Genomic DNA, 20,807 nt, shown 5'->3' with positions numbered 1-20,807 from the left:
GATGCTCAGTTGCCGAACCGGTTGATGCCGGGAATCTTGTCGAAGATCCGGTCCCGCAGTCGCGGCTTCTCATACGGCACCTGCGGCACCACCGGAGCGACGACCGGAGGCGGCGGCGGAGCGATCTGATTGATGACCTCGGGTTCGGGCGGCGGCACGTAGGCGGGAGGCGCGGGCGCCTCCACGACCGGCGGCGGCGCATTGACCGGCGGAGCCTCGACGGGCGCCTGTTCGACCGGGGGCGGGGCCTCGGGCAGCGGGGCCTGCTCGACGGGGATCGGCGCGGGTGGCGCCTCCGGAGCCGGTGCGACCGCCGCGGGACGCGGTGCCGCCGACGCGGGCGCCGGGGGTTTCGCCTTGGGGGTCTTCGGGGCGACCGCGGTGCTGCGGGCGTCCTGATCGGTGACGACGGCGGCCTCCCGGTGCGGGAGAAGCTGCGAGCTCACCGCCAGCGACACCGAGACCACGAAGGTCAAGGCGCCAGCGACCAGCATGGTCATGGGCGCGGCGGGAAGCCGGCGTCCCGCCCGCTCCGCCACCGGCACGGCATCCCCGGCCGACGCCAGTGCCGCGCCGTGCGCCAGGGCCAGTTCCGCCTCGGGCGGGTCGAACACCGGCACGCCGAGTTCCTGCTCGAGCCAACCGGCCAGGGAGTCCAGTCCGCCGACCGACCCGACGACGAACATGCCGTCCGGTCGCCAGATCCGTGCGTCGAGGATGCCGGTCAGCCAGTCCAGCAACTGCTCGTCGTTCTCGATGCCGTGACTGACAAGGGTCTCGACATCTCCGCCGAGGGTGTCCACGAGCGTCAGGATCGTGCTGTCGGGTTCGACGACGCAGACCGCGGTGCGTTCGTAGCCGATCATCCGGCCGATGCTGCGCGCGAGTGCTTCGGCGGCCCGCGGCGACTGCACCGCCACCACGTTGGCCAACCCCATCTCGGCGAGCGTGTCCAGCAGCAGCGAGGCCTCGAGGTCGGCGTCCTCACTCCAGGTGACACCGATCGAGTGCAGGTGGTGACCGTCGGCCGAGGCGATGCTCAGCACGGCCTCGGCGACCTGCTCTGACGCTCGGGTGGGCGACGCGTCGCCGGTGAAGACGTCGAATTCATCGTGACCCAGGGTGGCGCCGTCGCCGTCTCGGCCCTCGACCAGCACGGTCTGGACGGTGCTGGCAGTCACAGACAGGCCCAACACGGTGTCCATGCAGCTTCTCCCTTCGTGTCCGGGCCGTCGCACGACAGCGACGAACTCAGACACGCGAAGGAGCAGCCGTCAGGCTCACGAAGCACCCGCGTGTCGTCGACCCTCGACACACATCCGATGTTTTCTCTACCGCATCGCGGGCCGAAACGCGAATGCTGCGCTCAGTGCTTTCGCGGCATCGCCGACACCAGCGGCGTGTCCACTCCCACGGGTCCGAGGGCCGTCGCGCCGCCGGGCGTGCCCAGCGGCGCGTCCCGACCAGGCAGGATCTTCGTGAAGAACTCCGCGTTGTCGGCCAGGTGCTGCTTCTGGTCCTCGGGCAGGTCGGTCTCGAAATAGATGGCGTCCACTTTGCAGATGAACGCGCAGGCCGCGCAGTCCACGCACTCGTCGGGGTTGATGTAGAGCGACCGCTCTCCCTCATAGATGCAGTCGGCTGGGCAGTCCTGCACACATGACTTGTCCACGACGTCGACGCACGCGCTTCCGATCACATATGTCATACCGATGACGGTAGTGAGCGGCGGGCGCGTTGCACCGCGGCGAAAGTCCCCAACCTTGCGGACCTCGGTCCTTAAGCGTTCTGCGGCGTGCAGCTGAGCGGCCCCTGGTTCTTGAAATGCACCGCGGGAACGCCGTCAAGTTCGATGAAGTCGACGTCCTCGGTCCAGGACGTGCCCGGCTGCACCCACGGCGGCACGCCCTCGGGATAGGCCACCGTGAAGTCGGAGTAGAACTGCACACCGTCCGGGCAGCCGGCCTCCACAGGCGGCTTCGGGTTCCACGCGTGCACCACGATCGGGTTCGCCAACCGGGCACCCTGCGCGCAGTTCGGCTGGCATTCCACCGCGTCGTCGATGCCGGCTCCGGTGGCGCCGTCGGCGCCCCAGGCCGTCCACGTCATGTCGGTCATGACACTCGAGTGGTCACAGCCGTAGACCAGCGTCGCCGGGCGCTCGGTCACGGGCTGGCTGGGGTCGTAGCAGGCACCGATGAGATACGCGGTCTCCCCCGGGGCGACCGGTTCTGCGTGGGCGGGCGCGAGGCCCGCCGCAGCGCTGGTGAACACGCCGACCGCGATCAGTGCCGCTCGAATCATGCGGCGAATGTTAGCGGCTGTCCTGTCGCGCATGCCACGTTCGGCGACGGATGTGACGCCATCGCCATGCTCCGGCGGCCAGCAGCAGCACGACGAGAGCCAGCAGCCACGGCCACCCGCCGTGGCCGTGCACCCACCCCGCGACCGTGGCCTGGATCCGTCCCGCGGTCCTGATCACGCCGTCGTCGACACCGGCATCGGAATGGAAGATGCGCAGTTCGTAGATGCCGTAATAGGCAACGTAGAGCCCCACCACCAGCACAAGTGCGCCGCTGAGACGTCCGATCACCGGAAGCGCGCCGCGCAGCCTGTCGGCCAGCGCCGAACTCGTGAACGCCGCTGCGACCGCCAGAGTGCCGACCACGAGGGCGAAGCCGCCGGCATACGCCAGGTACACCGCCGCGGCGGACGCGAAGGACCCACTGCGCGTGCCTGCCGCCGTGACCGCGAGGAAAGGCCCGACCGTGCACGACAACGACGCGATCGCGTAGGCGAGGCCATATCCGAACATCGACGCCAGACGCGTGGTGGGCGCCGACGACGCGCCCGGTTGCAGCGCCGACGGCAGTACGAGCGCGGCCCTGCGGCCGCTGAGCAGCCAGGCGCCGACGAGCACCAGCAGTACGCCGATGACGACGGTGACCGCGGGCAGGTAGCGCTGAAGGGTCGACGCCAGGGCCACGGTCAGCGACCCGAACGCCGCGAAGACCACGACGAATCCGAGGGTCATGACCAGCGTCGCCGTCAGGGCGCGCACCACCGCCGCGGGCCGCCCCGCATCCGCGCCCGACACAACGTAGGTCAGATAGACCGGAAGCAGGGCGAATCCGCACGGGTTCAGCGCGGCGACCAGGCCTGCGGCGAACGCCAGACCGACCAGATCGGGGCTCACGCGGCTAGCCGGTCAGGGCCGCCACCCGGCTGGACAGGTCCGCCTCGCTCATCGCCGACGTCGGGTTGTTGACGAAGGTCGAGGAACCGTCGGGCTTGACGAACAGATAGGCCGGCTGCCAGGGCACATTGAACCGGGCCCAGATCGAACCATCGGCGTCGTCGAGGTTGGTGAAGTTGAGGTTGTACTTCGAGACGAAGTTCTGCATGGCGCCGACGTCGGAGCGCGCGGCGACGCCCACGAAGGTGACGTCGGGGTTGGCGGCGGCCACCCGACTGACGTTGGGCGCCTCCTGATTGCAGAACGGGCACCACGGCGTCCAGAACCAGAGCACGGCGGGCTTGCCCTGCAGGCTGGATCCGTTGAACGGCGCGCCCGACAACGTCGTGCCGGTGAAGTCGAGGCGGCTGTCGGCGGTGGCGGCGGGCGCCGCGGTCAGTCCGATCGTCACCCCCAGCGCAAGCACCGTGGCGGCCAGGAGTGCCCGGACCCTGCCCAGAGAATTCGTCATGTCAATTCCTTCCGCTTTTCCGCGCGAGTACCCGGGTCGCGGAACGATCACACCCACATCACGGAGAACAGCGGTCACGGGTTTTGGGCGCTCGGGCAATGCCAGGGAATTCTTAATAAAAATTGGAGTGATGGGAGTAACAGCTGCGTCAATTGGGACGAAAGATGCCATATGAAAACCATCCGGAAGTTCCTCGCCATGACCGCGCTGACCGGCGCCTTCCTGGTTGCCTTCCTGGCCCTGTCCGCCGGCACCGCGCAGGCCGACAGCGTGAATTGGGACGCCATCGCACAATGCGAATCCGGTGGTAACTGGGCCATCAACACCGGCAACGGTCATTACGGCGGACTGCAGTTCAAGCAGGCCACCTGGGCCGCCAACGGCGGTGTCGGAAACCCCGCATCCGCCTCCCGCGAGGAGCAGATCCGCGTCGCCGAGAACGTTCTGGCGACCCAGGGCATCAAGGCCTGGCCCAAGTGCGGCCCCAAGGGTTCCAGCCCGTTCGCGGGTGTTCCGGGAGTCACGAATGTCACGGCACCGCGCGGACCGGTCCTTCCGCAGCGCACGCCCGGCGCCTACATCCGCAACACCATCAACGAGATCATCGCGCTGATCCCCCGCGCCCCCCGCTGACACCTCAGGGCTGATCCCGCGCCCCCCGCTGACACCTCAGGGCTGATCCCGCGCCCCCCGCTGACACCTCAGGGAGACTTCGCCCCCGCCCCGCACAACGGAACGACGACCTCGGCACTGGTCAGCAGCCCACCGCGAGCTTCGGCCCGCACCGCGGCCCAGCACACCGCCGAGGTCGGTTCCACGTAGAGACCCTCCTCCGCCAGGTCGGCACGAGCCCGCACGATCTGCTCATCGGACACCGAGACCACGGTCCCGCCCGTTTCTCTGACCGCCGCCAAGATCTGGGCTCCCCGTGGTGGGTGGCTGATCGCAATCCCCTCCGCGACCGTCGGTTCCGATCTCGTCGCCGAGGTCACCGCGTCGGCACCACGACCAAACGCCTCAGCGACCGGCGCACACCCGCGGGCCTGCACCGCCACCAGCGTCGGCATCTTCGCCAACCCGGCCGCGACGAGTTCGCGAAACGCCAGATGCGCACCGAGCAGCAGGGTGCCGTTGCCCACGGGCACGACCACGACCTCGGGCAGCCTGCGGCCGTTCTGCTCCCACAACTCGTATCCGAACGTCTTGACCCCGTGCATGAAGTACGGGTGATAGACGTGACTGGCGTAGAACACACCGGGCACCGCGGCCGCCCGCCCCGCCGCCGCGGCCGTGTCCGCACGGCTGCCCGGCACCGTCACGACCTCGGCACCGTGCGCACGCATCTGCGCCAGCTTGACCGGCGAGGTGGACTCCGGAACGAACACGCGGCACGGAATCTGCGCCCGGCCCAGGTACGCCGCGGCCGCGGTTCCAGCGTTGCCGCTGCTGTCGGTGAGCGCCGACTCGACGCCCAGCCGACGGGCCAGCGTCGCCAGGACCACCGCGCCCCGGTCCTTGAACGACAGCGTCGGCAGCAGCAGGTCGAGTTTGAACCTGACGTTGGGCAGGTCCCGCGAACGCACCAGCGGCGTCATGCCCTCGCCGAGGCTGATCCGGTCATCGCAGTCCACCGGCAGCGCACTGGCGTAGCGCCACAGGGAGTTCCGGGTCTCATCGACGAGACCCACCCCGGCGGGCGGGATCCCCTCGTCGATGTCGAACAGGCCGCCGCACGTGCAGGTCGACGCCAGGCTCGCGACGTCGACGACGGTGCCGCACTCGCGGCACCGCAGCGCCGGAAGATTCTCAGCCGCTGCAGAGCTCTCGTGCACGCCGGTCAGTGTCTCCGCTGGAGGCCTCGACGCACAACTGCGCGAGCTCCTCGCGGTCCGGACCCTCGGCCAGTGTGGGCCGCCAACCGGAGGCGTACACCGCACGGGCCCGCACCTGCAGACCGTCGAGGCTCGACGGCAGGGCCGACATGGAGTCGTAGCCCGCGACCGCGCCCCGCAGCGTGGCGTCCTTCTGCGCCGCGGCCACGATCAGGTCCGAGGGCAGGGGCCGCGTGAGGTCGACGTCCCCGCCGGCCCACCGTCGCAGCCGATCCGCGTCGCAGGCGATGTGGTCGAGGAACCACGGCCGAATCCAGCTTCGACACCACCCGTCGAACGTCGCGACCGCGAGGTCGTCGTCACCGGCGCAACTGGTGAGGAACTCGATGAGTGCACGCGACTGCAGCAGGCCGAGCGTGACGCCCCGCCCGGCCAACGGCGTCGTCGTGCACACCGCGTCACCGACGGCGACCAGCCCCGGCAGGCGTGGCCGGCCCGCGTCGTCGAGTTGCCCGCAGTAGCTGTTGTAGAGCTGCCCTCCGGGCAGCACCGGGGTGATCGGGTACGCGCGGCACGGGTCGATCCAATCCGCGAGCAGCGGGATGGCCCCCACCACCGATTCGAAGACCGCGGCGTGGCGCAGCGTTCGCACTCGGGGATCGGTGCCATCGTGGGTGATCGTGATCGAGAACGTGCCGCCGTCGTGACGGAACGCCACCGCGAAGTACCCGGACAGGCTCAGCGACAGACCGACGGGCGAGTTCACCGGTCCGGGTTCGGCGCCGTCACGCAACCGGTACTGCCTCGTCACGTATGCCGCACCGCAGGGACCGCCGTCGCTGTCCCCGCGCAGCGCCCGCATGACCCGACTCGTGCGCCCGGATGCGTCGACCACCAAGCCGGCATCGAGGTGGCGCCCGTCGATGTCCACGCCCGCGGCACGACCGGACTCACGCCGCACCGCGTCGACGTGTCCGGTGACCACGGTCAGGCCCGGCTGCCGCGCAGCCGCGGCCCGCAGCACCCGTTCGAACACCGCCCGCCGACAGTGCATCGCGATCGCGGCACCGTCGGGACCGGCGACGACACGGACTCCGATGCGCAGCAGCGCCGCAAGCGCATCCGGCAGTTCGGCCCCCAGCGCGTCAACCACTGGGCCGCGGAACGTGTGGGCGTGGTCGAACTGCATCACTCCCCTGCGCCGCCAGATCGCGGTGGACGCCGACGGGCCGGGGTCACGGTCCACGAGCACGACTTCGCGGCCACGGCGAGCCATGGCGATGGCAGTGAACAGACCAACCGGTCCCGCGCCGACGACGACGGTACGCACCATGGACCCCCATTTCGGGTAACCTGCGGTGTAATGAATTTACTGAGAGTCACCCATGATGGGTGAGCCTGTCAAGCGCGGATATCGGTCAGACCTGCGCGCGGCGCAGGCCGCGGCCACGCGGCGCCGCATCGTCACCGAGGCCGCCGGGTTGTTCGTCTCCGCCGGTTACGCCGGTACCACCGTCGACGCGATCGCCGCCGCAGCAGGCGTCAGCCGCAAGACCGTCTTCACCGCAGTGGGCGGCAAGAACGAACTGCTCTCGCTGGCCCTGGACTGGGCCATCGCCGGCGACGACGCTCCGCTGGCCCTGGCCGACCGGCCCGAGGTGGCCGCGGTGCTTCTGCTGCCCGATCCGCTTGCCCTGCTCGACGGCTGGGCCGGCGTCCTCGCCGGGATCGACCGTCGCGTCGGCGCGCTGTTCGCGGCCCTGGAGGCCGCCGCGGCGCTCGACCCAGCTGCCACCGCGGTGTTCGAGAAGTTCAACGCCCAGCGCCGACACGGGGCGCGCATCGTCGTCGAGGCCCTCGATGCGCTGCACGCGCTGCGCTCAGGATTGACCGTCGACGCCGCCACCGACCTCGCCTGGTTGTTCAGCGAACCGCTGCTGCATCGCAGGCTGGTCGGGGTCGCAGGGTGGACCCACGACCAGTTCGAGCGCTGGCTGGCCTCGACCCTGCGTCAGCAGCTGCTCGAAAGCACCGGGCCCACCTGACCGTCGTTGGTAGCGTGAAAATGTGGGCGCCCCAACCCGAATCGTGACACGCACCAATGGACAGCCGCCGCCCGACGTGCCGTTGTCCGACATCGACTTCGGCAGCTGGAAGTTCTGGTCGCGCGACGACGACTTCCGCGACGGCGCGTTCGCGACGCTCCGCCGGGCGGAGCCCATCAAGTTCTTCCGCGAGGCGCGCTTAGAGGACGGGCCCTCGGGTGCGGGGCACTGGGCCCTGACCCGCTATGACGACGTGCATTTCGCCAGTCGGCACCCCGAGATCTTCAGCTCGAGCCCGAACATCACGATCGGCGACAACGTCCCCGAACTCGCCGAGTACTTCGGATCGATGATCGTCCTCGACGATCCCCGCCATCAACGCCTGCGGTCGATCGTGAGCCGAGCCTTCACGCCCCGCGTGGTGGCCAAGGTCGAGGCGGCGGTGCGTGACCGCGCCCGCAGCCTCGTCTCGGAGATGATCACCGCGCATCCCGACGGCACCGGCGACATCGTGGCCGACGTGGCTGGGCCCCTGCCGCTGCAGGTGATCTGCGACATGATGGGCATCGCCGCCGAAGACCACGACCGCGTATTCCACTGGACCAACATCATCCTGGGCTTCGGCGATCCCGACCTGACCACTGATTTCGACGAATTCGCGCGCACCGCAATGGAGATCGGCGCCTACGCGCATGAGCTCGCCGAGGATCGCCGCCGCACACCGCAGGATGACCTGACCACCAGCCTGGTGCAGGCCGAGGTCGACGGGGAGCGTCTGACCTCAGCCGAGGTCGCCTCCTTCTTCATCCTTCTGGTGGTGGCGGGCAACGAGACCACGCGCAACGCCATCAGTCACGGCGTGCTGGCGCTCAGCAGATACCCCGAGCAGCGGCAGATCTGGTGGGACGACTTCGCCGGCGTCAACCACAGCGCTGTCGAGGAGATCGTCAGGTGGGCGTCCCCGGTGGTCTACATGCGCCGCACACTGACTCGCGACTTCGAACTGTCCGGGGTGCCCATGACCGAGGGCGACAAGGTCACGATGTGGTACTGCTCGGCCAACCGCGACGAGGAGAGGTTCAGCGATCCCTGGCGATTCGACGTGCGCCGCGACCCCAACCCGCACCTCGGGTTCGGCGGCGGCGGTGCACATTTCTGCCTCGGCGCCAACCTCGCGCGCCGCGAGATCAGCGTGGCGTTCGACGAACTGCGACAGCAGGTCCCCGACATCACCGCGACGGACGAACCCGCGCGCCTGCTGTCGGCGTTCATCCACGGCATCAAACGGCTGCCCGTCAGTTGGACACCGCCGCGGACGCGCTGACTAGAGCGTCGCGCTCGTGGGGCCGAACGTCGAGCAGAAGTACAGCGGCGGCTGCGCCTGATTCGCGCAACCCCGACCGCGCACGGTGTAGGTCTTCCCGGGCACAAACGGCGACAGGTACACCTGAGCGGTGCCGTAACCGGGCAACTCGGCGCACTTCCCCGCGGTGCTGCTTCCCTCGACCGAGACGCAGACCTGCATCGCGGTGGGCTCGGCGGTGCCGTTGCATGCCGTCGGCTTGAGCGACGCGTTGACCATCGGAGTGCCGGACACGTCGACGACCCGCGGACCGCTCATCTCGTACTGGCACAGCACCGGGTCAGCCTCAGGAGCCGCCGAGGCGACAGCGACGAACCCTGCCGCGGTACCCAGCACGCCCGTGATGACCGCTGCCGTCTGACCCATGCGCCGAAACATGACGTGAAGCCTAGGGGGTGTCCGCGCGTGGCCACAATCAAATGCCCGACTCGGCGTACCGTGGGGCCGATGAGAGACCGCGTCCACTGGTTCTCCCTGCACGGCGTGACACGGGTTTTCGCGACCGTGGCGGCCCGTCGCGGCGACCCGCAGGGGCGGATGCTCGCCGACCCCACGGTGCTGGCCGACCCGGTGAGCTTCTACGACGAGCTGCGCCCACTCGGGCCGCTGATCCCCTGCCGGATCAGCCGACTGACCGTCGAGCACGCCGTCGCGCACGAACTGCTGCGTTCCGAGGAGTTCCGCGTCATCACGCTCGGCGGCAGCCTGCCCGCTCCCTTCCGCCGACTGCAGGCGTTGACGATCCCCGACACCCTGCACCCGCTGCGCCCGCCGTCGCTGCTGGCCGTCGAACCGCCCGACCACACCCGGTACCGCAAGACCGTGTCGGCGGTCTTCACCCCCAGAGCCGTTGCGGCACTCAGGGAACGGGTCGAGCTGACCGCACACGAACTGCTCGAGCGATTGGCGGGCCGGTCCGGTGTTGTCGACATCGTCCCGGATTACTGCGCGCAACTGCCCGTCGCCGTCATCAGCGACATCCTCGGCGTCCCAGACAGCGAACGGGCCCGTGTGCTGGAGTTCGGTGAACTGGCCGCGCCCAGCCTCGACATCGGCCTGACGTGGCAGGAGTTCCAGCGCGTACAGCGCGGGCTCGACGGATTCAACACCTGGCTGACCGATCACCTGCAGAGGCTCCGGCGGGCACCGGGCGACGACCTGATGAGCCAACTGGTCCGACTCTCCGACGCCGACGACCTGCTCGACGAGGCTGAACTGAAGGCGACCGCGGGCCTGGTGCTGGCCGCGGGTTTCGAGACGACGGTCAACCTGCTGGGCAACGGCATTCGGATGCTGATGGACGCACCCGATCAGCTCGGTGAACTGCAGGCGCACCCCGAGTGCTGGCCGAACGCGGTCGAAGAGATCCTGCGCCTGGACTCCCCCGTCCAGTTGAGCGCCCGAGTCGCCACGACGGACACCGTCGTCGCCGGACAGCGCGTCCGCGAGGGCGAGATGGTGGTCATCTGCCTGGCCGGCGCCAACCGGGATCCCGCGGTGTTTCCCGACCCGCACGCCTTCGACGTTCATCGCCCCAATTCGGCACGCCACCTTGCGTTCTCGGGCGGACGACACTTCTGCCTCGGCGCCGCACTGGCGCGCGCCGAAGGCGAGGTGGGCCTGCGTGCGTTCTTCGACCGCTTCCCCGCCGCGCGGCCCGCCAGCGACGGCGTCCGCCGCAGCACCCGCGTCCTGCGTGGGTGGTCGGAACTGCCGGTCAGGTTGGGGTCAGCCCACGACCGTGCCGAAGCAGGCCCAGCCCAGCGCTGAGCGGCTCACGTCCGATCGACGGGTGCGTCATAGGGCCGATCGGCGGGTTGATTCTGGAACTGGTCGACGGGTGCGTTGTGCGGACGATCGACTCGTTCGTCCTGCACGAGTCGTTCGTCCTGCGCGCGCTCCTGCGGGCGATCCGCCTTCACCTGCGGGTCAATGGAGTCCGCGTGCTCACGACGGGCCTGAACCTCTTCATGCGTGGATTCCGCCGCACTGCGGTGCAACTGGGCACGATCCGCCAAGCGCTTCGCCTCGGCGGCCTTGGCTTCCGCCTCGGCTTCCGCGGCACGGGCCCGCGCCGCGGTCTCGTCGGCGAGGGCCGCACGCCGGTCGGCCTCCACTTTCTTCTGTTGGACCTCTTCACGGATTTGCTCGGCCTGACCGTGCAGTCTGGTGTCCCGCCGCCGGCGGCCGGCGTACAGCACCACACCCAGCACGATCAGTACAGCGACCACCGCGACGATGATCCATACGGCACTGGTGTCCATGTCAATCCTTTGATCGGTGGGCCTGCGCGTCTACGGCCCCGTCAAAACGGGGTTCCCTGATCGGCACAGGCCAAACGCAGGGCGCGTCAACCGCCCCCAGGATTGATGTCAGCGTCGCGCGGGCGGGAAGTACATCTCCTGCGTGACGGTGCACACCAGGTCGCCGTTGCGGTTGAACATCTGACCCCGCGCCAGGGCCAGCGAGTCGGCACTGCTCGGTGACGACATGTCATAGAGCAGCCAGTCCGAGAGCACGGCTGGGCTGTGGAACCACACCGAGTGGTCCCGCTGCGCCGACGGCCCCAACTGCCCACGAGCGGCAAAGGCGGGTTCGGTCAGCGTGACCGCCGACAAGTAGGCCACCAGGGCGCCCGTCAGCGCTGGGTCGTCGGTGGGAACCTCGCCGTCGGGACGCCACCAGATCCGGGATCGGGCCGGCGGGATCCGGTCGGCGTCGATCACCCGGCGAGCGAACCAGCGCAGGCTGGCCCACTGCCCCTGCCCGACGTCCTCGGACTCGGCGAAGTGCGGCGTCGCGGGAGGAAGCTTGTCGGGTTCCGGCACCGCGGGCATCGGCGGCTGATATTCGAGGTCGGCGGGCGCACCGACCTCCTTGAACGAGGACATCGACTCCAGCAGGACCTGGCCGTCCTGTCGCGCGGTGACCCGCCGCGCTGAGAAGGTCCGGCCCTCCTGCAGTTCGACCACCTCGAAGTCCACGGGGCGACGTGCATCGCCGGGGCGCAGGAAGTAGGTGTGAACACTGTGCGGTGAGCGCCCGGGAGCGGTCAGGCTCGCCGCCATCAGTGCCTGCGCGGAAATGTGACCACCCAGGATGTGGTTTGCGGGCGCGGGCAATTGGTCACCTACGAAGAATGTGGCGTTCACCCGTTCGAGCTGCAGCGTGGCGAGCACATCGCCCAGCGAAGAAGACACGCCGCGATCTTTCCGCATCCGCCTGCGGTCGACTCAAGGAGGTCGGTATGGCATCGACGGGCACGAGAACGGGCGACGAGCGCACATGACTCGGCCCGACGGAGACGCCGACAGCGTCGAACCGGAGGTGGCTCCCGCCGACGAGGAGGAGACCTTCGACCGCACCATCGACGAGGGACGGCAACGCCTCGGACGCTCGTGGCTTCAGCTGATCGCGACCGGGATGCTCGGCGGCTTGGACATCGGCGTCGGAGTGCTGACGTTTCTGCTGGTCAAGCACCTGACCGGAGATCCGCTGCTCTCCGCGCTGGCCTTCTCCATCGGATTCATCGCCCTGACCATGGCCAAGAGCGAGCTGTTCACCGAGAACTTCCTGGTGCCGGTCGCGGCCGTCGTCGCCAAGGAGGCCACGGCGGGCGCACTGGCACGCCTGTGGGGCACCACGTTGGTCACCAACCTCGCCGCAGGCTGGTTCATCGCCGCACTGCTCATGCTCGCGTTCCCCGATCTGCGGCGGACCGCAGCAGAGACCGCCGCGGACTATGCCAATCTGGGCACCACCTGGCAGTCGTTCGCGCTGGCGGTGGTCGGCGGAATGCTCGTGACGCTGATGACCCACCTTCAGCATTCGACCGACTCAGACGGGCTGCGCCTGGTGCCCGCGGTCGTCATCGGGTTCACGCTGTCGGTCGGGCACGTCAACCACGCGATCGTGGCAACGATCTTCTGTTTCGCCGCGCTGGTGAGCGGCGCGTCCTTCGGCTACGTCGATGTCGTGGACATGCTCTGGCTGGCCATCCTCGGAAATGCGGTGGGCGGACTCGGGCTGGTCACGGTGCTGCGCCTGATGCAGGTGCCGCACAAGGTCGCCGAAGCGCGCAACGACACCAGGCCCGCCCCTCAGCCGAGGTAGCGGGTGAACCAGTCCTGCAAGCGGCGCCACGCGTCGGCCGCGGCCTCGGCGTTGTATCGCTGGCCTGTGTCGTTGAAGAAGGCGTGGTCGGCGTCGGGTTCAACGACGAGTTCGTGGACCAGCCCGGCGCGCTGCAGGGCCGCACGCGCCTCCGGCTCGGCCGAGGTGATCCGCGTGTCGAGCGCACCGTAGAAGCCAAGCACCGCAGCATCTTTGGAGCCGGCGAAGTCCGGATGGTCGGGCAGCGGTCCGTAGAACGGCGCGGCCGCGGCCAACCGGGGCTCCCCGGCGGCCAACAGCCGCCACGTCATGCCGCCGCCGAAGCAGAATCCGACCACGGCCAGCTTGGCGCCAGGTGCGCGTCGCTGCAGTTCGTCGAGGCCCGAACGCAGATCATCGACGAAGCGCTGCGGATCGATCCCACCCAGCGCCGCGGTGGCCTCCGCGGGTTCGGTGAAGCGTGCGGTCCCACCCTCCTCGGAGAGCAGATCGATCGCCAGCGCCGACTGTCCCGCACCGGCCAGACGCCCGGCCACCGAGCGCACCCAGTCGTTGAGTCCCTTGTTCTCGTGGATCACCAGCACGGCCCCGCGAGGCGCCTCGGCCTGAGCCCAGGCGCCCTGCAGTTCACCGCGCGGTCCCGCCCACGTGATCGGTTCGGTGGCGACCGCGTGGTCCATCCCGGGCGGCACCTCTGGCGGCGACGTCGACCCGGTGTCGCCGGGCGCGGACGCGGGTGCGGGTGCGCCTCGCTCGGATCCGCACGCGGCGATCAAACCCGCCGCGGCCGCGGTGGACAGGCCCAACAACCCGAGGCGGCGCATCGCCTCCCGGCGGGTCAACAGCCCGTCGGCGTGGTCGGTGGCGATCTCTTCGGCGATGTAGCGCTGCAGCGGCGTCATCGTTGTCAGTATCACCCCACCCCCCGGGCCGAACAGGTCGGTTAACAAAGTTCGGAAAGTGTCCACCGAATCGTTGACTCCGGGCACTGCAACAGGTTCTATCTAGAGTTGTGACCTACGACACGTCCGTCGACAACCGCTCCGAAGTCACCGATGCCGTGCACGGGATGTGGCGGGCGCTGTCCGACCGGGACTGGGACCGCCTGCAGACCCACCTGGCTCCGGACTGTATCTATCTCGACATGCCCGTCGGCCCCACCGCCGCGGCACGGGGACCGGTGGACATCGTCAAACGCCTGAAGATCGGCCTGGAACCGCTGGCGTCGTATGCGAACTTCCCCGGGGTCATGGTGCACACCGGTCCCGACGTCATGTACGAGCACCATGAGGAGTGGCATTGGGCCACAGGTGAATCCGCGGTCCTGCAGTTCGTCAGCGTGCACCGTGTGCGCGACGGTCTGATCACGCTGTGGAAGGACTACTGGGATATGAGCGGACTGACCGACCATGCGCCAGCGACCTGGCTCGCCGATTTCGCCGACGCCGACATGTCGTGGGTCTTCGACGCGACCGGCCTGGTCTGAGGAGCACACATGTATGACCTGACCATCACCGGTGGGACCGTCGTCGACGGAACCGGCGCCGACCGCTTCGCAGCCGACATCGCCGTCAAGGACGGTCGGATCGTCGAGATCCGTCGCCGCGACGCCACCACCGATTCGACCGATCTGCTGGCCAACGCCGCCGACCACATCGACGCCACCGGACGCGTCGTCACTCCCGGATTCGTCGACATCCACACGCATTACGACGGTCAGGTCAGCTGGGATGACCTGCTCGAACCGTCGAGCATGCACGGTGTGACGACCGTCGTGAGCGGCAACTGCGGCGTCGGCTTCGCTCCGGTGCAACCGGGCCGGGAGCAGTGGCTCATCGAATTGATGGAAGGCGTCGAGGACATCCCCGGCACCGCGCTGGCCGAGGGCATCACCTGGAACTGGCGCACCTTCCCCGAGTATCTGGATGCCATCGAAAGGCGCACCCTGGCAGTCGATTTCGGCACCCAGATCGCGCACGGCGCGGTGCGCGGCTACGCCATGGGCGAGCGTGGCGCCCGCAACGAGGAGGCTACCGAGGACGACATCGCCGTCATGGCACGCATCGTGCAGGAGGCCGTCGAGGCCGGCGCCCTGGGATTCTCGACGTCGCGCACCGAGGCGCACCGCGCCATCGACGGTGAACCGGTGCCGGGCACGTATGCGGCCGAGGCTGAATTGTTCGGGCTGGGACGGGCCATGGCCGCCGGTGGACGAGCGGTGTTCGAAGTGTCGCCGCAGGGCACCGCGGGCGAGTCACCCGCCGAGGCGTGCATGCGGGAGATGGACTGGATGACCAAGCTTGCCGCGGAGATCGAGCGGCCCGTGTCGTTCACGATGATCCAGACCGGCGGCGCACCCGATCTGTGGCGTCAGCAGTTGGAGCGAGCCGGAAAGGCCCTGGAGAACGGCATCGAGGTCTATGCGCAGTTCGCGGCCCGCCCGTTCGGCATGCTGTTCGGATTCCCGGGCTACCACGCGTTCACGCACCGCCCGACCTATCGCGCCCTGGCTGCCGAACATGACTGCGACGCGCTGTTGCGGCGGTTGGCCGACCCGGCGGTTCGCGCGGCGATCCTCGCCGAGGACGATCTGCCGCCGAGTCCAGTTCCGCTGTTCGACGGCCTGTTCGCGCTCATCCAGCACAGTGCGGATCGCATCTTCGGAATCGGCGACCCGCCGGACTACGAGCCCACACCGGACCAGACCGTCGCCGCCGTGGCCGCGCGCCGCGGTCAGGACCCGTTGGCGGCCATGTACGACCTCATGCTGGAGTCCGAGGGCACCGCGATGCTGATGCTTCCGTTCTTCAACTACGCCGAGGGCAACCACGACGCGATCTACGACATGATGACCCATCCCGCGGCGGTCTCGGGCTTGTCCGATGGCGGCGCGCACTGCGGCCTGATCTGCGACGCCTCCTACCCCACGTTCATGCTGACGCACTGGGCGCGGGATCGACACCGCGGGCCGAAGTTCTCCCTCGAGTATGTGGTGAAGAAGCAGACCCTGGATACCGCAACACTTTTCGGCCTGTCCGATCGCGGTGTGCTGTCGGTCGGCAAGAAGGCCGACATCAACGTCATCGACATGGATGCGCTGACGCTGGACGTGCCGCGCATGGCGTACGACCTGCCCGCGGGTGGGCGCCGACTGATCCAGGGCGCCGCGGGCTATGACGCGACCGTGGTCAGCGGCGTGGTGACCCGGCGTCACGGCGCCGACACCGGCGCTCGGCCCGGCAGCCTGATCCGCGGGGTGCGCTGAACTCCTCTGCCGGTATTCCGCGAGCGGCCGCGTTGGTACAGGAAAGCCCGGCGTGTCGCGTACCAACGCGCCCGCTCGCGGGGACCCCAGCCCGCTCGCGGGGAGGTTGCGGCCGCTCGCGGGTAGTCAGTTCAGAGTCGCGGCGAGCAGTTCGTCCCGGAACAGCGGATGTGCGATGGCCGCCAGCGCGCGACCGCGCTCCCGCACGGTCCGACCCTCGAGTTCGGCGGCCCCGTACTCGGTGACGATGACGTCGACGTGGTGGCGGGGCGTGGTGATGACAGCACCCGCCTCGAACTGCGCCACAATCCTGGACCGCACGTGGCCGTCCTTCTCGTACGTCGACGGCAGGCAGATCAACGACCGGTCGGCCACGTCGAGACCGGCGCCCGCGACGAAGTCCTCGGCCCCACCGATGCCGCTGAACTGCTCACCATCGATGGTGTCGGCGATCACCTGACCGTGGAGGTCGATCGACAGTGCGCCGTTGATCGAGATCATGTGATGGTTTCTGGAGATCACGTCAGGCGAATTGACGATGTCCACCGGCAGAAACGCGACGTCGCGGTTGCCGTCCAGCCACCGGTAGAGTTCCTCGGAGCCGAGCGCGAACGTGGTCACGCTGACCCCGTCGAAGCATCCCTTGGCATCGTTGGTGACCTTGCCCGCACGGTGCAACTGCATGCAGCCGTCGGTGAACATCTCACTGTGCAGGCCGTAGTTCCCGCCGCCGCCCTGAGCCAGCAGTGCCGCAATCTGGCTTGGGATGGAACCGATTCCGGTCTGCAGAGTGGCACCCGACGGAATGAACTCCACGGCGTGGCGTGCGATCGCAATGTCGGTCTCAGACGGCGCGGGGTCCGGCAACGCCAGCGGCGCCTCGCTGGAGGCGATCAGGATGTCGACCTCGTCGATGTGCAGCGCGTGTCGGTGCTCGCCGTGACCGAACGTCGTCGGATAGGCATCGGAGAGCTCGACGACCAGGACCCGGTCGGGATCGGCGCCCGCGCGCCGAAGCTCGGCGATGGTGCCGCCGGCGTGCAGCGACAGTGAGCACCAGCCGTCGTCGTCGGGTGGCGTGGCCACCGTGGCCATCACGCGTGGGCTCTGCTGCTCCATCAGCGGCGCGAATCGGCGGAAGTCGGCCGGAGTGAAGTCGATGTCCGCACCGGCGGCGCGCAGTGCCCGTTCGAGTGGCCCGAAGAATCCCGACAGGTAGCGGACCCCCGGACGGGAGAACAGTTCCGTGCCTACGGTCAGCAGCGCGCCGTAGACCCGCAGATCGGTCCAGTCGGTGCGATCACCGAGTGCCCGCAGAAACGCCGGCGGTTGCCCCGGTCCCAGCGGGATCCCCAGATGGTCGGCGGGGTTCAACCGGGCGGCGGCCGCTTCGGCGGTCAACTCCTCTGGCATGACGGTAACTGTGCCATGGCGACGAGACCCTTCAGTTCAACTGCGGGTAGATGCGTCGAGCGTTACGGTGTGCGATCAGATCGACCACCCGCACCGCATCGCGCCGGGACCACTCCCCCGACTCGACAAAGCCTGTGAGCACCCTGGTCATGCCGATCCGCCACAACCGTGCGCCGAGGAAGTGCAGTTCGGCCGGCCCGAAGGCGTCCGAGGAGTACAGGATCTTGCGAAAGGGTGCGAGCTCGAGCAGTCGCGCGATCACCGACGGCGACCGCGCACCGAGGTGGTTGACACTGAGGCCGACGTCGACGAAGACGTTGTCGAACGCCTGCGCGAGGTAGCCCGCCTCCCGCTCGAAGGGGTAGCAGTGCAGCAGCGTGATCGGCGTGTCACCGGAGGACCTCAGGAAGTCGAGCAGCAGAAGAGGATTGGCGCGGTGCAGGTCCAGGTCTCGGTCACCGAAGCCGACGTGGATCTGCAGCGGCTTACCCAGTCGCAGCCCCTGGTGCAGCCCGAACCTCAACAGCGTGCGGTCGGTCAGACGTTTGCCGCCCTCGTCGCGCCACCTCGCGGCCGCCTCGGCGACCTCATGTGCATTGGGTTCGCTGAGGTCGCCCTCGAATCCGCCGCGGTAGGCGAGGATGGATTTGGTGCCCACGGCGTGTTCGGCACGGGCGGAAAGGATCTCAGTGAACGCCTGTCCGTAGGAGCCCGATGCCGCGGCGGCCTGTTCGGCGACCTGCTCAAGGCGGACCACCTCGTGTGCCCGCCCGCCCGACGCCCGAGCCACCTCGTCAGGTCCGGCGACACCGTCCGCGAAGCCGGTGTCCACGATCCAATCGGTGACCCCGCAGCGCCGGAGGAGCTTTTCCGTGACCTCGGCCTCGCCCATGCGGTTCCGCCGCTCCCAATAGTCCTGCGGCGCACTGTGTGCCGGCAGTCCGAGCACCGGTGCGCAGTGCGTTCGCACCGCGAATCCCAACTGACTGTCGAACACCGCGTCCGGTTCGGCCAACGGTTCGGTGTCGGCCTCGTTGAGGGCGTTGTGAAAGCGGACCTGATCGCCGTCGCCGGTCCAGAATCCATGGACGTGGTGGTCGATCAACTCGACCGCATTGATGTGATCGGCGAGCGTGGTCACTCACAGGCTCCAGGCCAACCGGAACCGATCCGCGAGTTCGTCGGGCGCCAACGCTCCGTAGTGGTGAATCTCGTGGCGGCGCACCGCCACCGACATGTCGACGACGTCCTCGCCCAACAGGTCCCGCATGAGCGTCGAGGACTCCAGGGTGTCGATCACGTCGGCCTGGCGTTCGGGAAGCTGAACCGTACCGGCCTTCTTGCGCACCGCCTTCGTCTGCAGGGCCGGATCGATCGTGGTCTCAGGTCCCAGCCCCGCCTTCCGCTCGATCCCGTTGAGCGCGAGCCCGAGGATCGCCGCACTGGCCAGGTAGATGTTGGCCGCGGGGTCAATGGGTTTGACTTCGACGTTGGCGCCGTGGGGATTGGCCGGTCCCCCGACAAGGAGACGGACCGCGGCCTCGCGGTTTTCAGCGCCCCAGCAGACGAACGCCCCGGCCCATTGTCCGGGCTGCATGCGCATCCCGGACAGGATCGAACCGGCCAGGATGCCTTGGGCATCGGGCAGTCCGGCCAGCAGGCCTGCGATGGCGTGCTGGCCTTCGTCGGTCAGGCCGTAGGGACCCGAGCCGCCGGAGAACACCGGCTGTGCGTCCTTGAACAGTGAGAAGTGCTGGTGGGCACCGGATCCAACACCGCCGGCGAACGGCACCGGCGACAGGCTGACGCGCAGCCCGAAACGACGGGCGACACGGGAGACGATGATGCGCAACAACATCAGGTGGTCGGCGGCCGGGACCGGCGACTGCGGGCGCAGCGAGATCTCGAACTGGTTCTGGCCGTACTCGGGATGGAACTGTTCGATGTCCACGCCGGCCACGGCTGCCGCGGCCATCACGTCGTGCACGAATCCCTCGTGTTCCAGCACACCGGCCAGACCGTACTGCGACCACAGGTGAGTGGGCAGGCGCGCACCGTCGGGTCCGACGAGCACGAACTCGAGTTCGTGTCCGACGAACGCGGTCAGACCCGCCTCGGCCAGCCGGGTCTGGACTCGGGCCAGGGTGCCGCGGCTGCACATCGGGATGCGGGTGCCGTCCTGGTCGAAGAACTCCCCTGGCGCCCAGACCAATCCGTCGCCGATGCCGTGCAGCGCGGTCAGGTCGATACGTACGCGCTGGTCGCCAACGACACCGACGGAGTCGGTCTTCACGACTCCGGTCTGGTCGATCGCGAAGCCGTGCCAGACCGGACTGGCTCCCAGCCCGGGTGCGGCGAACGCGTGGATTCGGCCGATCGGCACCATCTTGGCCTGGGTCAGCCCGGCCGGGTTGACGACGGTGCCCAACACCGTCGCGGCGCCATTGGCCTTCAACTGGGCAATGGATGCGGCCGGCGTGGAGGCGGCGGTCATGGCCACATCCTCCTCCGGCCCGGCCTACACAGCCAGGGTTTACGGGCCAGGGCTTACGCGCGGCTGGGCAGAGTGAGCCTGCAGGTCTGCCCGATGTCCAGGGTGCGCAGGACACGGCCCATGCCGACCCACATGGCGCACGACAGCGCGAGGTCAGCCAGGAGTTCGTCCGAGAAGTGCTCGGCGGCGCGCCGCCAGAAGTCCTCGTCGTCACGCAGTGCGGTGTGTTCGGTGGCGAACCGGTGCGCGAACTCGGCGGCGACGCGTTCCTGATCGGTGTAGCCGGGCCAGGTGCGCCATTCCAGCGCGTGGTCGTAAAGCTCCTCATCAACACCTGCGCCCGGCCCATCCTCGTCGCGTGTGTTGACGCACACCGCGCACTCGTTGTCATGGGCGATGACGATGCGCGCGAGTTCGCGCACCCGCATCGGAAGGCGGTTGTCGTCGTAGACCGCGCGGGTGAACCCGGCGAGCGCGCCGCCGATCTTCGGCGATTTGAGCATCCACCCTGTGACGTCGTCGTCCGGGAAGTCTCCGATTCGGCTCATAGCGGCGATGCTACGCCCGCAAATTGG

The 20,807-nt window shown here is 68.8% G+C and carries 22 protein-coding genes; 7 read left to right on the top strand and 15 right to left on the bottom strand.

Annotated features, from left to right (window positions below; genetic code table 11):
- Nucleotides 1–5 precede the first annotated feature (5 nt).
- The 5 genes from G6N34_RS10780 to G6N34_RS10760 all read right to left on the bottom strand — a co-directional run bounded on the left by G6N34_RS10780 (nucleotide 6) and on the right by G6N34_RS10760 (nucleotide 3,674).
- Nucleotides 6–1,205, bottom strand: a complete 1,200-nt coding sequence (locus G6N34_RS10780; RefSeq protein ID WP_085150929.1) for a DUF7159 family protein — start codon at nucleotides 1,203–1,205, stop codon at nucleotides 6–8.
- 161 nt (nucleotides 1,206–1,366) lie between these two features.
- Nucleotides 1,367–1,708, bottom strand: a complete 342-nt coding sequence (gene fdxA, locus G6N34_RS10775; RefSeq protein ID WP_085150928.1) for a ferredoxin — start codon at nucleotides 1,706–1,708, stop codon at nucleotides 1,367–1,369.
- Nucleotides 1,709–1,779: 71 nt separating this feature from the next.
- A complete protein-coding gene (locus tag G6N34_RS10770; RefSeq protein WP_085150927.1) occupies nucleotides 1,780–2,304 on the bottom strand; it encodes a hypothetical protein in 525 nt (174 codons plus the stop codon).
- Nucleotides 2,305–2,314: 10 nt separating this feature from the next.
- Nucleotides 2,315–3,196, bottom strand: coding sequence for a cytochrome c biogenesis CcdA family protein (locus tag G6N34_RS10765; RefSeq protein ID WP_085150926.1), 882 nt, complete (start codon nucleotides 3,194–3,196; stop codon nucleotides 2,315–2,317).
- 4 nt (nucleotides 3,197–3,200) lie between these two features.
- Nucleotides 3,201–3,674: a disulfide bond-forming protein DsbE gene (locus G6N34_RS10760; RefSeq protein ID WP_085151210.1), complete on the bottom strand. Its 474-nt coding sequence runs from the start codon at nucleotides 3,672–3,674 to the stop codon at nucleotides 3,201–3,203.
- A 204-nt stretch (nucleotides 3,675–3,878) separates the two neighbouring features.
- Here G6N34_RS10760 and G6N34_RS10755 point away from each other — a divergent pair, with 204 nt between their 5' ends.
- Nucleotides 3,879–4,340, top strand: coding sequence for a transglycosylase family protein (locus tag G6N34_RS10755; RefSeq protein ID WP_085150925.1), 462 nt, complete (start codon nucleotides 3,879–3,881; stop codon nucleotides 4,338–4,340).
- A 68-nt stretch (nucleotides 4,341–4,408) separates the two neighbouring features.
- On the opposite strand, the gene G6N34_RS10750 is transcribed toward G6N34_RS10755, so the two are convergent.
- Nucleotides 4,409–5,539, bottom strand: coding sequence for a threonine synthase (locus G6N34_RS10750; protein WP_234812821.1), 1,131 nt, complete (start codon nucleotides 5,537–5,539; stop codon nucleotides 4,409–4,411).
- Nucleotides 5,514–6,872 carry an FAD-dependent oxidoreductase gene (locus G6N34_RS10745; RefSeq protein ID WP_234812820.1) on the bottom strand — a complete coding sequence of 453 codons (1,359 nt, stop codon included), beginning with the start codon at nucleotides 6,870–6,872 and terminating at the stop codon, nucleotides 5,514–5,516. Before G6N34_RS10745 ends, G6N34_RS10750 begins: the two co-directional genes overlap by 26 nt.
- 52 nt (nucleotides 6,873–6,924) lie before the next feature.
- Between G6N34_RS10745 and G6N34_RS10740 the strand changes: the two genes are divergently transcribed.
- Both G6N34_RS10740 and G6N34_RS10735 read left to right on the top strand, forming a co-directional pair.
- Nucleotides 6,925–7,584 (top strand): TetR/AcrR family transcriptional regulator, encoded by a 660-nt coding sequence (locus G6N34_RS10740; RefSeq protein WP_234812819.1) that lies wholly within the window; start codon nucleotides 6,925–6,927, stop codon nucleotides 7,582–7,584.
- A 22-nt stretch (nucleotides 7,585–7,606) separates the two neighbouring features.
- Nucleotides 7,607–8,908: a cytochrome P450 gene (locus G6N34_RS10735; protein WP_085150924.1), complete on the top strand. Its 1,302-nt coding sequence runs from the start codon at nucleotides 7,607–7,609 to the stop codon at nucleotides 8,906–8,908.
- Here the strand turns inward: G6N34_RS10735 and G6N34_RS10730 are convergent, their stop codons facing one another.
- On the bottom strand, nucleotides 8,909–9,313 hold the full coding sequence (locus G6N34_RS10730) for a hypothetical protein (protein ID WP_085150923.1): 405 nt from the start codon (nucleotides 9,311–9,313) through the stop codon (nucleotides 8,909–8,911).
- An 81-nt stretch (nucleotides 9,314–9,394) separates the two neighbouring features.
- On the opposite strand from G6N34_RS10730, the gene G6N34_RS10725 reads away from it, so the two are divergent.
- Nucleotides 9,395–10,717 carry a cytochrome P450 gene (locus G6N34_RS10725; RefSeq protein WP_085150922.1) on the top strand — a complete coding sequence of 441 codons (1,323 nt, stop codon included), beginning with the start codon at nucleotides 9,395–9,397 and terminating at the stop codon, nucleotides 10,715–10,717.
- A gap of 5 nt (nucleotides 10,718–10,722) precedes the next feature.
- Here the strand turns inward: G6N34_RS10725 and G6N34_RS10720 are convergent, their stop codons facing one another.
- Nucleotides 10,723–11,211, bottom strand: coding sequence for a hypothetical protein (locus G6N34_RS10720; RefSeq protein ID WP_085150921.1), 489 nt, complete (start codon nucleotides 11,209–11,211; stop codon nucleotides 10,723–10,725).
- A gap of 108 nt (nucleotides 11,212–11,319) precedes the next feature.
- Nucleotides 11,320–12,147 (bottom strand): acyl-CoA thioesterase, encoded by an 828-nt coding sequence (locus tag G6N34_RS10715; protein ID WP_085151206.1) that lies wholly within the window; start codon nucleotides 12,145–12,147, stop codon nucleotides 11,320–11,322.
- 85 nt (nucleotides 12,148–12,232) lie between these two features.
- Here G6N34_RS10715 and G6N34_RS10710 point away from each other — a divergent pair, with 85 nt between their 5' ends.
- Nucleotides 12,233–13,060, top strand: a complete 828-nt coding sequence (locus G6N34_RS10710) for a formate/nitrite transporter family protein (RefSeq protein WP_085150920.1) — start codon at nucleotides 12,233–12,235, stop codon at nucleotides 13,058–13,060.
- Here G6N34_RS10710 and G6N34_RS10705 read toward each other — a convergent pair.
- Complete coding sequence (locus tag G6N34_RS10705; protein WP_085150919.1) at nucleotides 13,048–13,962, bottom strand: dienelactone hydrolase family protein; 915 nt, start codon at nucleotides 13,960–13,962, stop codon at nucleotides 13,048–13,050. The genes G6N34_RS10710 and G6N34_RS10705 overlap by 13 nt on opposite strands.
- A 110-nt stretch (nucleotides 13,963–14,072) precedes the next feature.
- Here G6N34_RS10705 and G6N34_RS10700 point away from each other — a divergent pair, with 110 nt between their 5' ends.
- Together G6N34_RS10700 and G6N34_RS10695 are read left to right on the top strand one after the other, a co-directional pair.
- Entirely contained in the window at nucleotides 14,073–14,546 is a 474-nt protein-coding gene (locus G6N34_RS10700; protein WP_264016971.1) for a nuclear transport factor 2 family protein, read from the top strand.
- A 9-nt stretch (nucleotides 14,547–14,555) separates the two neighbouring features.
- Nucleotides 14,556–16,325 carry an N-acyl-D-amino-acid deacylase family protein gene (locus G6N34_RS10695; protein WP_085150918.1) on the top strand — a complete coding sequence of 590 codons (1,770 nt, stop codon included), beginning with the start codon at nucleotides 14,556–14,558 and terminating at the stop codon, nucleotides 16,323–16,325.
- Nucleotides 16,326–16,451: 126 nt separating this feature from the next.
- Here G6N34_RS10695 and G6N34_RS10690 read toward each other — a convergent pair whose 3' ends face one another.
- Genes G6N34_RS10690 through G6N34_RS10675 form a run of 4 tightly spaced genes read right to left on the bottom strand, consistent with a single transcriptional unit; the run spans nucleotide 16,452 to nucleotide 20,780 of the window.
- Nucleotides 16,452–17,738, bottom strand: a complete 1,287-nt coding sequence (locus G6N34_RS10690) for an acetyl-CoA hydrolase/transferase family protein (protein ID WP_085150917.1) — start codon at nucleotides 17,736–17,738, stop codon at nucleotides 16,452–16,454.
- Between the two features lie 31 nt (nucleotides 17,739–17,769).
- Nucleotides 17,770–18,879, bottom strand: coding sequence for an amidohydrolase family protein (locus G6N34_RS10685; protein WP_085150916.1), 1,110 nt, complete (start codon nucleotides 18,877–18,879; stop codon nucleotides 17,770–17,772).
- The gene (locus G6N34_RS10680) at nucleotides 18,880–20,232 is read right to left on the bottom strand and encodes a type I glutamate--ammonia ligase (RefSeq protein WP_085150915.1); all 1,353 of its coding nucleotides are present in this window, start codon (nucleotides 20,230–20,232) and stop codon (nucleotides 18,880–18,882) included. It lies immediately after the preceding gene.
- 53 nt (nucleotides 20,233–20,285) lie between these two features.
- Nucleotides 20,286–20,780, bottom strand: a complete 495-nt coding sequence (locus G6N34_RS10675; RefSeq protein WP_085150914.1) for a carboxymuconolactone decarboxylase family protein — start codon at nucleotides 20,778–20,780, stop codon at nucleotides 20,286–20,288.
- Nucleotides 20,781–20,807: the final 27 nt, after the last annotated feature.

This window comes from Mycolicibacterium confluentis, from assembly GCF_010729895.1.
GTDB classification, from domain to species: Bacteria; Actinomycetota; Actinomycetes; order Mycobacteriales; family Mycobacteriaceae; genus Mycobacterium; species Mycobacterium confluentis.
This window is presented reverse-complemented; position numbering and strand designations above follow the sequence as displayed.

Excerpts from the sequence above, each read along its gene's own strand:
- G6N34_RS10780 (WP_085150929.1), bottom strand. The coding sequence starts at position 1,205 with ATGGACACCGTGTTGGGCCTGTCTGTGACTGCCAGCACCGTCCAGACC.
- fdxA (WP_085150928.1), bottom strand. The coding sequence starts at position 1,708 with ATGACATATGTGATCGGAAGCGCGTGCGTCGACGTCGTGGACAAGTCA.
- G6N34_RS10770 (WP_085150927.1), bottom strand. The coding sequence starts at position 2,304 with ATGATTCGAGCGGCACTGATCGCGGTCGGCGTGTTCACCAGCGCTGCG.
- G6N34_RS10755 (WP_085150925.1), top strand. The coding sequence starts at position 3,879 with ATGAAAACCATCCGGAAGTTCCTCGCCATGACCGCGCTGACCGGCGCC.
- G6N34_RS10745 (WP_234812820.1), bottom strand. The coding sequence starts at position 6,872 with ATGGTGCGTACCGTCGTCGTCGGCGCGGGACCGGTTGGTCTGTTCACT.
- G6N34_RS10740 (WP_234812819.1), top strand. The coding sequence starts at position 6,925 with ATGATGGGTGAGCCTGTCAAGCGCGGATATCGGTCAGACCTGCGCGCG.
- G6N34_RS10730 (WP_085150923.1), bottom strand. The coding sequence starts at position 9,313 with ATGGGTCAGACGGCAGCGGTCATCACGGGCGTGCTGGGTACCGCGGCA.
- G6N34_RS10725 (WP_085150922.1), top strand. The coding sequence starts at position 9,395 with ATGAGAGACCGCGTCCACTGGTTCTCCCTGCACGGCGTGACACGGGTT.
- G6N34_RS10720 (WP_085150921.1), bottom strand. The coding sequence starts at position 11,211 with ATGGACACCAGTGCCGTATGGATCATCGTCGCGGTGGTCGCTGTACTG.
- G6N34_RS10710 (WP_085150920.1), top strand. The coding sequence starts at position 12,233 with ATGACTCGGCCCGACGGAGACGCCGACAGCGTCGAACCGGAGGTGGCT.
- G6N34_RS10705 (WP_085150919.1), bottom strand. The coding sequence starts at position 13,962 with ATGACGCCGCTGCAGCGCTACATCGCCGAAGAGATCGCCACCGACCAC.
- G6N34_RS10695 (WP_085150918.1), top strand. The coding sequence starts at position 14,556 with ATGTATGACCTGACCATCACCGGTGGGACCGTCGTCGACGGAACCGGC.
- G6N34_RS10690 (WP_085150917.1), bottom strand. The coding sequence starts at position 17,738 with ATGCCAGAGGAGTTGACCGCCGAAGCGGCCGCCGCCCGGTTGAACCCC.
- G6N34_RS10680 (WP_085150915.1), bottom strand. The coding sequence starts at position 20,232 with ATGACCGCCGCCTCCACGCCGGCCGCATCCATTGCCCAGTTGAAGGCC.
- G6N34_RS10675 (WP_085150914.1), bottom strand. The coding sequence starts at position 20,780 with ATGAGCCGAATCGGAGACTTCCCGGACGACGACGTCACAGGGTGGATG.